The following is a 12,871-nucleotide window of genomic DNA, read 5'->3' as shown; positions in this document are numbered from 1 at the left end:
ATTACTCCCACTGCGAAGGGGATTCCAGCTGCTACAGGTTGCGTGTTCAGATCAGGTGAAGGTGGTTGTCCCAGAGCCCCGCAGGCAATTCCAGAGGTTTTGCAACAAGGTTTGTCTGGCGGCAATCGTAGAACCGGCAACGGCCTTGCCCGGAGGTCACGACAAAACCATCGGCCACGGCCCCGACCCCGGCGCAATCGGGAAGCGGTGCATCCAGGCGTACTTCACCGCTGTCCAGGTCCCAGATAAAAAAACGGTTGCCCCGAGGCGCGGTCAGGGCGACCAGGCGCAGTTCGCTGTGTACGGCAACGCTGGCGGTGTAATGCCCCATGGCCTGCAACTGATGCTCAGGCACCGGGAAGGCCACGAACGGTTGACCGGGACGCTTGATCGCCAGCAGCTCCGAAGACTCGTGAGCATCGCCCATGAACTGCTGACCGGCGACGATGGTGCCGTCACTGGCGATACCCAAGTGCCGCACGCTGTTCATCTGCTGGGCCAGTGTTTCCTTGCTCAGCAGCGTGCCATCGCGTTGCATCAGCACCAGGCTCGGCTCCATGGCATTGAGGTTCATCTCGACCCGGCTTTCGGCCTCGGTGCGAATACCGCCGTTGGCCACCACCAGCGTCTCGCCATCGGGCATCCACGACACCTGATGCGGGCCGACGCCGTGGGTGGAAATTTCGCCGCTGTGCACCAGTCGCTCACCTTCGAACTTATACACACCAAGCAGGCCACGGCCCGGATCGGAGGTGTCGTTCTCGGTGGCGTACAACCAGTCACCGCTCTGGTGAATCACCGCGTGACCGTAGAAGTGCCGGTTCGGCTGCGACACCACGGTTTGCAATAGCGTGCCGTCGCGCAGGTCGATCAGGTAGCTCTCGGTGCCCGGACGCCGAGCGACGAATAGCGCAATCGGCAGTGTCGGGTGGTTGATGATGTCATGGCAGCGCTGACCGACCTGGGTGGCAAACACCCGGGTGCCGTCCAGTCGATAACCGACGGCATAGTGCTTGCCGTCACCGTCGTCCCGCGCCGAGAGCAGCAGCGGGCTTTTGTCCTTTTGCTTGAACAGCGTCCAGCCGCCCAGTGTCACCGCACCCAGCAGCAAACTCCCTAACGTCAGAGCCTGGCGTCGCAGCATGGCACTTGCCCTCATCAGTCGCCGTCGTTGGCGTTGAAGCCCAGTTGGATGCCCAGCGCCTTGGCCAGTTCGCCTTCGTGCAAGCGGTGGACAACGTTGAGGCTGTCATAGATGTCGTTCAGCTGCTGGCGACCGGCATCGTCGGTGAGCATGTCGGTCAGCGAGCGCTGGTTGCCGGCAAGCAGTTTCAGGGACGCTGCGTAGGCCGCGTCGATCTTGTCGGCCAACGGTTTTTGCTCGTTCGGCAGTAGACCGCGCAGGCCTTTGTTGTCGACACCCACCCAGACGGTTTGCGCAGCGCTCAGGCTTGCTTCCATGCCTTTGAGCGACGATTGGCTGCGCCAGGCATCGGCCTGGAATGGCTGTGGCGTACCCTTGCTCTGACGGCCCATCGGCGTGCCGAGTTTTTTCTTCAGGGTGTCCAGTGCAGTCACTTGCACACGCAGCAGATCGGCGATCGCTTCGTGTGAGTCGGCGTAGCGCTGGTTGGGGAATTTGCTCATCTGCGCGAGCATGCCGTCGTTGGTGTTCCAGCGCGACAGGATCTCTTCGGCCAGTTGCTTCTGACGCTCGCCAATGGCGGTTAGCAGCGGGCAGTATTTGGCTTTCTGAGCGCTGTCGGCCATGTCGATCTTGCTGTCGAACAGGATGTATTCATAAGCCGAGAGGCCTTGCACCACGACGCTGGACTTGGCCAGGGCGGCAGCATCGATCTGCGGCTGCGCAGTGACCAGTTGCTCGACTTGACGGCCGACGAGGTTTTTCTTGTCCGGCCAGAACTGCACCTGCCACGAACGGTTGCCCTCGGCCAGCGGCCCGATCAGCAGCGGTTGCAACTCGGCCCAGGCTTTTTGCGCGTGCAGGAAGTCGGCGCGAGCGGTGTCCAGGGTTTCCTTGCCTTGGCAGAACGCCAAGGCGCTGACCGCCAATTGCCGGTCGGCTTCCACCCAACGACTGTAGCTCGGCAGGATCACTTGCTTGGCGATGGCCGCCGAGGTGACCGCTTGCGGATCCTGGGGCGAACAGGCGCCCAGGGCGAGGGCGGCAAGGCTGGTGAACAACAATTTGGGACGGAACATGTCGGGCTCCCGCTGAAGGAATACGTATTAAAGGGAATTCAAAAACGCCAGCAACGCCGCGCGCTGCTCGGCGTTGAAAGACAAAACCTGTTGCTGCGCCGCTTTTGCCTCGCCGCCATGCCAGAGCACGGCTTCGAGCAGGTTGCGGGCGCGGCCGTCGTGCAAAAACTGGGTGTGTCCGCTGACCGTCTGCGTCAGGCCGATGCCCCACAACGGCGGCGTACGCCAGTCGCGGCCACTGGCCTGGAACTCGGTGCGGTTGTCGGCCAGACCGTCGCCCATGTCGTGCAGCAGCAGATCGCTGTAAGGGCGAATCACTTGATTGGCCAATTCAGGTTCCGCGGCGTTGGCGGCGGTGGTGTATTGAGGGGTGTGACAGGACTGGCATCCGGCCTGGAAAAACAGATTCTTGCCGGCCAGCACCTCAGGTGCGCCAACATCGCGACGGGCCGGCACGGCGAGGTTACGGCTGTAGAACAGCACCAGACGCAAAATGTTGTCGCTGACTTCCGGCTCGCCATCGGGGCCATTGCCGTTGGGCGCCTGTTTGCAAGCAGTTTGGGCGTCGGTGCAGTCATCAATGGGTCTCAGGCTGGTCGTGAGGCCCATATCACCAGAGAACGCATGAACATTCTGCTGATTGAGGTTCGGTTGCCCGGCTTTCCAGCCAAATCGTCCGAGAACAGTCTTCTGCTGCGCGTCGTCCCAGACCCGGTTCGGTCGTCCGGCGATGCCGTTTTTCTCCCGGGCCTGAGCCTCGGCGTTGGCCAGGATGGCCTCGTCGGGAATCGCTTCAAGCAAGCCCAGGCCAATCATCGGCGGTGCGATGCGCGCCGAGAAACGTGTGTCCGGGTGCATCGGGCCGTAGCCGAGTTGGGTCATCTGCAAGATTGGTTTACGCAACTCGATTTCGCTGCCGTCCTTGAAGCGTACCGGGACTGGCGTGTAATCGACGCGCACCTTGCCTTCCGGGGCGACGCCGGGCACCGCCATGTCCTGGAACTGGCCGCCGTAGACCGGCTCCGGTACCACGCCCAGTTGTTCGATGACCTTGGCGTAGGCGGGGGCATTGGGGATCGACAGGCGTACCAGCATCGACACCGCATTCGGCGCGTCGGGCGTTGGCGGATGACCGCGCCCGTCCTTGATGTGGCAGTTCTGGCAGGCGTTGGTATTGAACAACGGGCCGAGGCCATCGCGGGCGGTGGTGGTCGACGGCGCGATCACCCAGGGGCTGCGAAAGAAGCTATTACCGACGCTGAAGTCGACGCGTCGTGACGGCGCCAGATTGGCGGAGGGCAAGGAGAATGCGTTCTTATCGGTCTTGCGCACTGTTGCGCTGCCACCGGACCGGGCTTCACCAGGTTCGGCCTGGGTAAAACGCGGGGCGTCATCGCAGGCACTCAGGCCCAGGGCCAGCAACAGTGCAGACAAGCGAAGAGGCAGCGTGGGCATCGGACATCCTGCAAGACGAGCAAAACAAGGGCGCAAAGTCTAACAGGGCAGGGGAGTTTGAATAAGAGGAATTATCGTTTGGTTGATGTGAGGCAGGGTTTGATGTCAGACCGCGTCGCCCCCATCGCGGGCAAGCCACGCTCCCACAGGGTTTTGCGCTGACCCCGTGGGAGCGTGGCTTGCCCGCGATGAGGTCATCAGCATCACCCAAAAGACAGGCATGAAAAAGGCGACCCGAAGGTCGCCTTTGTATTCGCTCAGCCAGCGTTGATCAGAACTCGTGATCAGCGTTGTCCGGGTTCAGGTCGCTGATGCCCAGTTTGCCGGCGGCAGCTTCGATCGAACCGGTCTGCTTGACCAGAGAGGCAATGGCGTCGCGCACGATCTGATTGCCAGCGGTGTTGCCGGCAGCGATCAGTTGGTCGTAGTGCTCACCCTTGTTGGCGTGATCGACCATGATCTGGATCTTGGCTTCGGTCGCAGCCAGGTCGGCTTTCAGCGCGGCATCGGCAGCCGGGTCGGCCTTGGCCACCAGGGACGACAGGCTGGCGCCGGTCATTTTGGTGCCGTCGACACGGGTGTATTCGCCCAGGTACACGTTACGAATGCCTTTGGCATCGTAGAAGTGCGAGTTGTGGGTGTTGTCGCTGAAGCAATCCTGTTCGTCTTCCGGGGAGTTGGCTTCCAGGGAAACCTTCATGCGCTCGCCCGCCAGTTCGCCCAAGGACAGGCTGCCCATGCCGAACAGCATTTTGCGCAGACCGGATTCAGCCGGTTCCGCTTCCAGGGTGGCGCGGTAGTTGTCGGCCACGTTCGGCTTCCAGTTACCGACCATTTCTTCCAGGTCGTTGACCAGCAGTTGGGTCACGGATTTCAGGTAAGCGCGACGACGATCATTGTGACCGCCGGTAGCGCCTTTGCCTTCCAGGTAGTCGGAGGCTGGGCGGTTGCCGGCGCCAGGGCCGGTGCCGTTCAAGTCCTGGCCCCAGAGCAGGAATTCGATGGCGTGGTAGCCGGTGGCGACGTTGGCCTCGGAACCGCCCAGCTCGTTCAGGCTGGCGAGTTTTTCCGGGGTGATGTCTTTCACGTCGACCTTGTCTTCGCCAATCTGAATCTGGGTGTTGGCGATGATGTTGGCAGTAGCGCCCGGGTTACCCAGTGCGTGTTCGTAGGATTTGTCGACGTAGTCGATCAGGCCTTCGTCCAGTGGCCAGGAGTTCACCTGACCTTCCCAGTCGTCGATGATGGTGTTGCCGAAGCGGAACACTTCGCTCTGCAGGTAAGGCACGCGGGCCGCGACCCAGGCAGCCCGGGCGGCTTTGAGGGTGTCGGCGTCCGGCTTGGCGAGGAACGCGTCGACGGCGGTTTGCAGGGTTTTCGCGGTGGATTCGGCATCGCTGTAAACGGCAAAGACCATGTCGGCGTAATGCGCGACCACAGCCTTGGCGGCGGCTTCATCGACTTTAGCTGTGGTAGCAGGCGCAGCTGTGCTGGCGGCCGGGGTCGGCGCTTGTTGAGCGGCAGCCTTGTCTTTGCCTTCGCCGCAACCGGCGAGGGAAATAGCGATGGCCAGCAGACTGGCGGTGGCCAGAGGCATACGAATCATGGCGAACATCCTGCTTCGGTGATGGAGTGGGCGCGCACGGGCGGCGCGCAAAAGTGCGACATAATGCAAATCTTTCGCATTACCTGTAAAGGGTTACGCCTGCAAATATTTCTTATTCACGCAGATCAAAAGATCGCCGTTGTTTCAGAGGATGGCCGCGTTACTGCGCTGGGCCTGCTTGAGGTAGACGCTCAATTCCCGCGCCGGCAGCGGTTTGCTGTAGTGATAACCCTGACCTTCGTGGCAGCCTTCGGAGATGATGTAGGCCTCTTGCTCGGCGGTTTCCACGCCTTCGGCAATCACCTGCATGCCCAGGCTTTTGCCCAGCTGGATGATGGCCCGGACGATGGTCGCATCGTCGTCGTCATCGAGCAGGTCCTGAACGAAGCTCTTGTCGATCTTGATCTTGTCCAGCGGCAGGCTTTTCAGATAACTCAATGACGAATAACCGGTGCCGAAGTCGTCGATGGCGATCAGCGCGCCGGAGCGACGCAGGCTCAGCAAGTGCTGGGCGGCGGTGCTGATGTCTTCCATCAGGCCGGTTTCGGTGACTTCCAGCTCCAGGCTGCGCGGTGGCAGGCGGTAGATCTGCAGCAGGTTATTGACCACCCGCGGCAACTCGGCATGGTGCAATTGCACGGTGGACAGGTTCACCGCCATGCGCAGGTCGACGAAGCCCTGATCGTGCCACTCGCGCAGTTGTTTGCAGGCCTGGTCCAGCACCCATTCGCCAATGGCAATGATGGTGCCGTTCTGCTCGGCCAGCGGGATGAACAGGTCCGGCGGCACCAGCCCATGCTCGGGATGCTGCCAGCGAATCAACGCCTCGACACCTACCACGCGATGATCGCGGTAGCTGATCTGCGGCTGGTAGACGAGGTAGAACTGGTCGCGGATCAAGGCGTCACGCAGATCTTTTTCCAGCTCGCGACGCCGACGCATTTCCGTGTCGACGCTGGCGATATAGAACTGATAGCGGTTGCGCGAGCGCGTCTTGGCCAGGGTCATGGTCTGCTCGGCTTTTTGCAGCAGCTTCTCGGTGCTGTCACCGTCCTCGGGGAACAGGGTGATGCCGATGGTGGCGCGCAGGCGGATTTCCTGATGATCGAGGGCGAACGCCGCTTCCAGATCATCGAGAATGCTTTGGGCCAGTTCGGCGGCTTCGTAGGGTTGTTCGATGTCGGCCTGGACCAGCGCGAACTGGTCGCCACCCAAGCGGGCGAGGGCGCCGAGGCGGCCGCTGTGAGCCCGCAGGCGATCGGCCAGGGCCAGCAGCAACTGGTCGCCGGTCTGGTAGCTGAACTGTTCGTTGACGCCTTTGAAGTCATCGAGCCCGACACACAACACCGCGACCCGACGCTGCAGTTTGCCGGCGTCGACAAGGATCTTGTCCAGCTGTTGCTGCAATTGCTGGCGGTTCGGCAGACCGGTGAGAAAATCGTACTGGGCCATGCGTAACAGGCTGTTTTCTGCTTCGTGGCGCAGGTGAGTGTTGCGCTCAATGGATTCGAGCAGCTGGTTGGCGGTGTTGATCCAGACCCCCAGCTCGTTTCTTTCATGACCCTTGAGCTGTGGGATCTTGTGGGCGCTGGGCCGGTCCGGGTTGATTTCAGTCAGATGTTCGATGATCCGCGACAATGGTTTGGTCAGCAGCCAGTGGTAAACCAGATACAACACCAGGCTCATGGCCAGGGCGCGCAAGACGCCAGAGATGAAGATGATCACCGAACTGACGATGAAGCTCTGGCCGTAGGTGGCGGTGTCGAGGGTAATGCTCAGGTCGCCGTAGTACTCGCTGTAGGGACCGCGACCCACCAGTTGGGTGGTGAACGTGCGTTCCTGGCCGAGGATCAGGTCAGTCAGCCAGCGGCTGTGGGACTGCTGAAGCTCGCGGGATTTTTGCGCGAGCATGGCTTCGTGGGGGTGGCCGATGGAGGCCATGCGCACGGCGTCATCCTGGAACAGGCCTTCGATCACCTGCATGCCCATTTCCCGATCCAGGCTGTAGACCGCCTGAGTGGAGGGATCGCGGAACATGTCGAGGATGCGCTGGGCATCGTTGGCAACCGCCTGACGTGTTTTATAGGCATCGAAAACAATCTGTGCGCAGCTCAAGACCACGCCGACGATCAATGCCGACAGGAGCACGACCCGGAGTAACTTCACCGACAAGCTGTTCTTGAGTTCCAGCTTCAAAGGGTTATTCCTTGTTCCGTGCGGGTAGCGTCAAGTTGCCATGAGTATTGGCAATCCCGTGATGGCAGTCAAAGGGACAATCCAACCCGGGGGATATTGCCGGTAGCTTGGCCGATATGCTGCTGTTTGGAGTATTTGCCCTATTAACACTGTGTCGGTTGCCGGGGCCCTCAACTTGAGGCGGTTGAGGCAATTTTTCCTAGTGTTGATGTTAGACCGCTGTACTGCGGGGGCAAGAGGGCGAATGCGGCGCGCGTTGTGGGAAAGCACGCCTTACGTACGGATTTTCGATGGCATAAAAAAACCCGGCATAAAAGCCGGGTTTTTTGACTGGCGCGAAGCTTAAGCGGTGAAGGTTTTGCCTTCGAACTGCTCAGCCACGAATTTCCAGTTGACCAGGTTCCAGAACGCTTCGACGTACTTCGGACGAAGGTTGCGGTAGTCGATGTAGTAAGCGTGTTCCCAGACGTCGCAGGTCAGCAGCGGGGTATCGCCGCTGGTCAGCGGGTTGCCGGCGCCGATGGTGCTGGCCAGGGCCAGGGAACCGTCAGCCTTTTTCACCAGCCAGCCCCAACCGGAACCGAAGGTGCCGATGGACGTTTTGCTGAACTCTTCCTTGAACTTGTCGAACGAACCGAAAGCAGCGTTGATGGCATCAGCCAGAGCGCCGGTTGGTTGACCGCCGGCGTTTGGCGCCAGGCAGTTCCAGTAGAAAGTGTGGTTCCAGACCTGAGCGGCGTTGTTGAAGATACCGCCCGAGGAAGTCTTGACGATTTCTTCCAGGGTCTTGCCTTCGAACTCGGTGCCTGGCACCAGGTTGTTCAGGTTCACGACATAGGTGTTGTGGTGCTTGTCGTGGTGGTATTGCAGAGTTTCCTCTGAAATGTGCGGCTGCAGGGCATTGTGCGCGTAAGGCAGCGGCGGCAATTCGAAAGCCATGATGATTCTCCTAATCAGGTCAGTTGCGGTGAGCGCAAGGCCGATCACGGGCGGCCAGACATGCGCCGGGGAGTTTGTACTCTTTGCGGCGCAGGGATCGGATCATAGCACCGGGGGGGCGGCATAACCACGCAACAACTGTGTGGAATAGAGGTTCCAGAGCCTTTTGGAATAAATCATGAAGCGATGATCAACTGGAACGCTACGGTGAACATCATTACGGCCACCAACAGGTCGAGGATTCGCCAAGTGCTTGGCCGTGCCAACCACGGTGCCAACCACGCTGCGCCAAGGGCCAGGGTAAAAAACCACAGCAACGAAGCACTGGCCGCGCCCACGACATAAGCACCGGGCTCGGTCTGTTGTGCGCCAAGGGAGCCGATCAGCAACACGGTGTCCAGGTAGACGTGCGGGTTGAGCAGGGTCACCGCCAAAGCGCTGAGCAGTACCGCCCGCAATGAGCGCACGGTCTGGTTCTCACCTTGTTGCAGGCTCTGTTTCGAGCACGCCCGACGCAGCGCCAGGCTGCCATACCACAGCAGAAACGCCGCGCCACCCCAACGAGCGATGGCCAACAGAGTCGGGTTCTGCGCCAGCAACGTCGCCAGGCCGAACACCCCGGCGGCTACCAGCAACGCATCGCAGGTTACGCAGAGCGCCGCCACCGGCAGGTGATGTTCACGTCGAAGGCTCTGCGCCAACACAAACGCATTCTGAGTGCCGATCGCCATGATCAGCCCGGCGGCCACCAACAGGCCGTTCACATAGCTTTGCCACATAAGATTTTTACTCCGCGTTGGCCGCCAGATCCAGCAGTACCTGCAGGGCGCGTTCGGCATCGGCCTGGCCGACGAACAAATGGTCGTGGTAGTAGCCGGCAATCACGTTGCAACTGATGCCGGCCTGGCCCAGTGCCGTGGCGAACGCGGCGGTCAGGCCGACGGCTTCAAGGGCTGAGTGCACGTTCAAGGTGATCCAGGCAGCGATGTAGTCGAAGCTGAAACCGGCCTTCTCGGCGTGGGAACGTTGCAGAATCACCGTCAGCCCTTCCTGTTCGCGGAAGCTGCCGACAATCTCAAGGCCTGCGGGCAGCTTGCCGTCAGGCAACGTGCAGAACACGTATTCGCCGTCGTTGAGTTGCGGGCTCATGCTGCGCAGCAGGGTTGCCAAAGAGGTTTCGCCAGCCATGTCGGTGATCCTTGTTCAAGAGTTCTTGCTGGCCATTCTCCGGTGGGAAGTTGTATAAGAAAAACCAATAGTGCTGATCGCTCATTAGGAAAACTGATGTTCGACTACAAATTACTGTCCGCTCTCGCCGCCGTGATCGAGCAGGCCGGATTCGAACGCGCCGCGCAGGTCTTGGGCTTGTCCCAATCGGCCATCTCCCAGCGCATCAAATTGCTCGAGGCGCGGGTCGGCCAACCGGTGCTGGTGCGGGTCACGCCTCCTGCTCCGACGGAGATTGGCCGGCGATTGCTCAACCATGTGCAGCAGGTGCGATTGCTGGAGCGCGATCTGCAAAGCCTGGTGCCGGCGCTGGACGAAGAAGGCCTGCCGGAACGTCTGCGCATCGCGCTGAACGCTGACAGCCTGGCCACCTGGTGGGCTGCGGCGGTGGGGGATTTTTGCGCGCAGGAGCATCTGTTGCTCGACCTGGTGGTGGAAGACCAGACCGTCGGCCTCAAACGCATGCGCGCAGGCGAAGTGGCGGGGTGTCTGTGCGCCAGTGAGCGGCCGGTGGCCGGTGCGCGCAGCGTGCTGTTGGGGGCGATGCGCTACCGTGCGTTGGCCAGCCCTGCATTCATTGCCCGGCATTTTCCCCAAGGTGTGCGTGCCGATCAGTTGGCCAGAACCCCGGCGCTGGTATTTGGCCCGGACGATTTCCTGCAGCATCGTTACCTCGCGTCAGTCGGCGTGAATGGCGGTTTCGAACACCATTTATGCCCGTCTTCCGAAGGTTTTCTTCGTCTCACGGAAGCAGGGCTTGGCTGGGGCCTGGTGCCTGAATTGCAAGTGCGCGAGCAACTGGCGCGCGGCCAATTGGTGGAGCTTTTGCCAGATAAGCCGATCGATGTGCCGCTGTACTGGCATCATTGGCGCAATGGCGGTCAGCTGTTGGGGTTACTCACCGATCAATTGGTGCGTTCGTCGAAGCAATGGCTGGTGCCGTTGGACTGACGGCTGGCGTCAAGGCCTCACGCCCTATGCAAAACGAAAAACGCAAAACGAAATATTCGGAGCAATACATGAAGATTCTGGTCACCGGCGCAAGCGGCTTCATTGGCGGACGCTTTGCGCGTTTTGCCCTGGAGCAGGGCCTGGATGTGCGGGTCAACGGTCGCCGGGCCGAGAGCGTCGAGCATTTGGTGCGCCGTGGTGCCGAGTTCATCCAGGGCGACTTGAGCGACCCGCAACTGGCGCGCGACCTGTGTTCCGACGTCGAAGCCGTGGTCCATTGCGCAGGCGCTGTCGGTTTGTGGGGGCGCTATCAGGATTTCCATCAAGGCAACGTCGAGGTCACCGAGAACGTGGTCGAGGCCTGCCTGAAACAACGGGTGCGGCGCCTGGTGCACTTGTCGTCGCCATCGATTTACTTCGATGGCCGCGATCATCTGGGGTTGACCGAAGACCAGGTGCCCAAGCGCTTCAAGCATCCTTACGCCGCAACCAAATACCTGGCCGAGCAAAAAGTTTTCGGTGCACAGGAGTTCGGCCTCGAAACCCTGGCCCTGCGCCCGCGTTTCGTGACGGGCGCAGGCGACATGAGCATTTTCCCCAGGTTGCTGAAGATGCAGCGCAAAGGGCGGTTGGCGATTATCGGCAATGGCCTGAACAAGGTTGACTTCACCAGTGTGCAAAACCTCAATGAGGCGTTGTTCAGCAGCTTGCTGGCCAGCGGTTCGGCCTTGGGCAAGGCCTACAACATCAGCAACGGAGCGCCGGTGCCGTTGTGGGATGTGGTCAATTACGTGATGCGCAATATGGATGTGCCACAGGTGACCCGTTACCGTTCCTACGGCTTGGCCTACAGCCTTGCCGCGCTCAACGAGGGTGTTTGCAAGCTGTGGCCGGGTCGTCCCGAGCCGACCCTGTCGCGGCTGGGCATGCAGGTAATGAACAAAAATTTCACCCTGGACATCAGTCGCGCCCGGCATTATCTGGATTACGATCCGAAAGTCAGTCTCTGGACCGCCCTCGATGAATTTTGCGCCTGGTGGAAGGCTCAGGACATTCGCTGACACACAAGGGCCGGCCCTCACTGAACCGAGTTCGGGGTTCAGGGTCAACCGGTGCGGCAGCGAGGGTTATACTTCGCCGCATCAAGCCATCACCGCGTTTTACAAAGGTTGACTCAATGTCCATGCGTAACGATGCCAACGACGACTTCGACGATGTACCGAGCCTGCGTGCCGACAGCCTCGACGACGATGATTTTCCGACCACCGCGCGCACTTCCGTGCATTCGCGCACCACACCGGTAGTCAAGGTCAAAGGCCCGAGCACCGGCCCGCTGTGGGCGTTGGTCGGTGCGTTGTTCTTTGCCTTCGCTGGCCTTGCCTGGTGGAGTTTCCAGCAGATATCGCTGATGGAACAACAACTGGTGGCGACCCAGGAAAGTTTCGCCCGTATCAGTGAGGAAGCGGCGGGGCGCTTGCAGGACATTTCCGGCAAGGTCGTGGCCAGCCAGTCCACGGTCAACACCGGCAGTGAAGCGTTGAAGCTGCAAATAAAACAACTGGAAGGCAAGCTCCAGGACCAGAGCAAACAGCTGGAAAGCAAACTCCAGGATCAGAGTAAACAGCAGCAAGGCGTGCTCGGCCAGACCTCCGATCTGGACAAGCGCCTGGCGCAAATGACCACGCAGGCCAGCGAACAACAAGCCGCCAATGCTCAGTTGCAGGCCCAGGTCAAAGCCTTGAGCGGCGAGCTGGCCGCGTTGAAGAGCGCGCCGGCCGATACCAGCAAAGTCGACGCCCAACTCAAAAGCCTTGGCGCCGATATCGCTGCGCTGAAGCGGCAAGGTAACCCGAGCGCCGCCATCGAGCGTCTGGAGCAAGACATGATCGTGCTCAAAAGCCAACAGGACAACCGCCCGGCCGCGGCGCAAGGTGGCAACAATACCGCCGAGTTCGACGCCTTCCGTGGCCAGGTCACCCGCAACATCAACACCCTGCAGGCGCAGATCCAGAACCTGCAACAACAGCTGCACGCCCGGCCTCAATAGCCCGATGCAGTGATGTTGTGTGGAGTGGGCCTGTGGCGTGAGGCTTTTGTGGCGAGGGAGCTTGCTCCCGCTCGACTGCGCAGCAGTCGCAAATCAGGCACCGCAGGTTATCTGAATAGCGGTGGTGAATGGGTTTGGGGCGGCTGCGCCACCCAACGGGAGCAAGCTCCCTCGCCACAAAGCAACACAACGCCTGGTCGTTAGTGGTGTCCGGGCTGACGTCTTCG

General features: G+C 60.7%; 11 protein-coding genes. 3 read left to right on the top strand and 8 right to left on the bottom strand.

What is annotated here, in order from left to right; translation table 11 throughout:
- Nucleotides 1–46: 46 nt before the first annotated feature.
- The 8 genes from AC07V0_RS22040 to AC07V0_RS22005 all read right to left on the bottom strand — a co-directional run bounded on the left by AC07V0_RS22040 (nucleotide 47) and on the right by AC07V0_RS22005 (nucleotide 9,607).
- Nucleotides 47–1,144, bottom strand: a complete 1,098-nt coding sequence (locus AC07V0_RS22040) for a DUF1513 domain-containing protein (protein ID WP_018926579.1) — start codon at nucleotides 1,142–1,144, stop codon at nucleotides 47–49.
- Nucleotides 1,145–1,158: 14 nt separating this feature from the next.
- A complete protein-coding gene (locus AC07V0_RS22035) occupies nucleotides 1,159–2,223 on the bottom strand; it encodes an imelysin family protein (RefSeq protein ID WP_019651380.1) in 1,065 nt (354 codons plus the stop codon).
- Nucleotides 2,224–2,250: 27 nt separating this feature from the next.
- Nucleotides 2,251–3,678 carry a di-heme oxidoreductase family protein gene (locus tag AC07V0_RS22030; protein WP_086946097.1) on the bottom strand — a complete coding sequence of 476 codons (1,428 nt, stop codon included), beginning with the start codon at nucleotides 3,676–3,678 and terminating at the stop codon, nucleotides 2,251–2,253.
- Nucleotides 3,679–3,949: 271 nt separating this feature from the next.
- Entirely contained in the window at nucleotides 3,950–5,284 is a 1,335-nt protein-coding gene (locus AC07V0_RS22025; protein ID WP_018926576.1) for an imelysin family protein, read from the bottom strand.
- Between the two features lie 144 nt (nucleotides 5,285–5,428).
- On the bottom strand, nucleotides 5,429–7,480 hold the full coding sequence (locus AC07V0_RS22020) for a putative bifunctional diguanylate cyclase/phosphodiesterase (protein ID WP_018926575.1): 2,052 nt from the start codon (nucleotides 7,478–7,480) through the stop codon (nucleotides 5,429–5,431).
- A gap of 342 nt (nucleotides 7,481–7,822) precedes the next feature.
- On the bottom strand, nucleotides 7,823–8,419 hold the full coding sequence (locus tag AC07V0_RS22015) for a superoxide dismutase (protein WP_007938876.1): 597 nt from the start codon (nucleotides 8,417–8,419) through the stop codon (nucleotides 7,823–7,825).
- Nucleotides 8,420–8,595: 176 nt separating this feature from the next.
- Nucleotides 8,596–9,198, bottom strand: a complete 603-nt coding sequence (locus AC07V0_RS22010; RefSeq protein ID WP_086944475.1) for a LysE/ArgO family amino acid transporter — start codon at nucleotides 9,196–9,198, stop codon at nucleotides 8,596–8,598.
- 7 nt (nucleotides 9,199–9,205) lie between these two features.
- A complete protein-coding gene (locus tag AC07V0_RS22005) occupies nucleotides 9,206–9,607 on the bottom strand; it encodes an ACT domain-containing protein (protein ID WP_086944476.1) in 402 nt (133 codons plus the stop codon).
- Between the two features lie 96 nt (nucleotides 9,608–9,703).
- Between AC07V0_RS22005 and AC07V0_RS22000 the strand changes: the two genes are divergently transcribed.
- From AC07V0_RS22000 to AC07V0_RS21990, 3 genes are all read left to right on the top strand, one after another.
- Nucleotides 9,704–10,597, top strand: coding sequence for a LysR family transcriptional regulator ArgP (locus AC07V0_RS22000; protein ID WP_018926572.1), 894 nt, complete (start codon nucleotides 9,704–9,706; stop codon nucleotides 10,595–10,597).
- A 68-nt stretch (nucleotides 10,598–10,665) separates the two neighbouring features.
- Nucleotides 10,666–11,658, top strand: a complete 993-nt coding sequence (locus tag AC07V0_RS21995; protein ID WP_018926571.1) for an NAD-dependent epimerase/dehydratase family protein — start codon at nucleotides 10,666–10,668, stop codon at nucleotides 11,656–11,658.
- A 116-nt stretch (nucleotides 11,659–11,774) separates the two neighbouring features.
- Nucleotides 11,775–12,644, top strand: a complete 870-nt coding sequence (locus AC07V0_RS21990; protein ID WP_173861197.1) for a coiled-coil domain-containing protein — start codon at nucleotides 11,775–11,777, stop codon at nucleotides 12,642–12,644.
- Nucleotides 12,645–12,871 lie beyond the last annotated feature (227 nt).

The sequence above is a fragment of the Pseudomonas sp. GW821-FHT01E10 genome, from assembly GCF_059422365.1.
The sequence above is the reverse complement of the archived record's forward strand: the minus strand, read 5'-3'. Positions and strand labels throughout refer to the sequence as shown.

Coding starts and splice junctions, on each gene's coding strand:
- AC07V0_RS22040 (WP_018926579.1), bottom strand. CDS start 1,144: ATGCTGCGACGCCAGGCTCTGACGTTAGGGAGTTTGCTGCTGGGTGCG.
- AC07V0_RS21995 (WP_018926571.1), top strand. CDS start 10,666: ATGAAGATTCTGGTCACCGGCGCAAGCGGCTTCATTGGCGGACGCTTT.
- AC07V0_RS22010 (WP_086944475.1), bottom strand. CDS start 9,198: ATGTGGCAAAGCTATGTGAACGGCCTGTTGGTGGCCGCCGGGCTGATC.
- AC07V0_RS22005 (WP_086944476.1), bottom strand. CDS start 9,607: ATGGCTGGCGAAACCTCTTTGGCAACCCTGCTGCGCAGCATGAGCCCG.
- AC07V0_RS22000 (WP_018926572.1), top strand. CDS start 9,704: ATGTTCGACTACAAATTACTGTCCGCTCTCGCCGCCGTGATCGAGCAG.
- AC07V0_RS22035 (WP_019651380.1), bottom strand. CDS start 2,223: ATGTTCCGTCCCAAATTGTTGTTCACCAGCCTTGCCGCCCTCGCCCTG.
- AC07V0_RS22015 (WP_007938876.1), bottom strand. CDS start 8,419: ATGGCTTTCGAATTGCCGCCGCTGCCTTACGCGCACAATGCCCTGCAG.
- AC07V0_RS21990 (WP_173861197.1), top strand. CDS start 11,775: ATGTCCATGCGTAACGATGCCAACGACGACTTCGACGATGTACCGAGC.
- AC07V0_RS22030 (WP_086946097.1), bottom strand. CDS start 3,678: ATGCCCACGCTGCCTCTTCGCTTGTCTGCACTGTTGCTGGCCCTGGGC.
- AC07V0_RS22025 (WP_018926576.1), bottom strand. CDS start 5,284: ATGATTCGTATGCCTCTGGCCACCGCCAGTCTGCTGGCCATCGCTATT.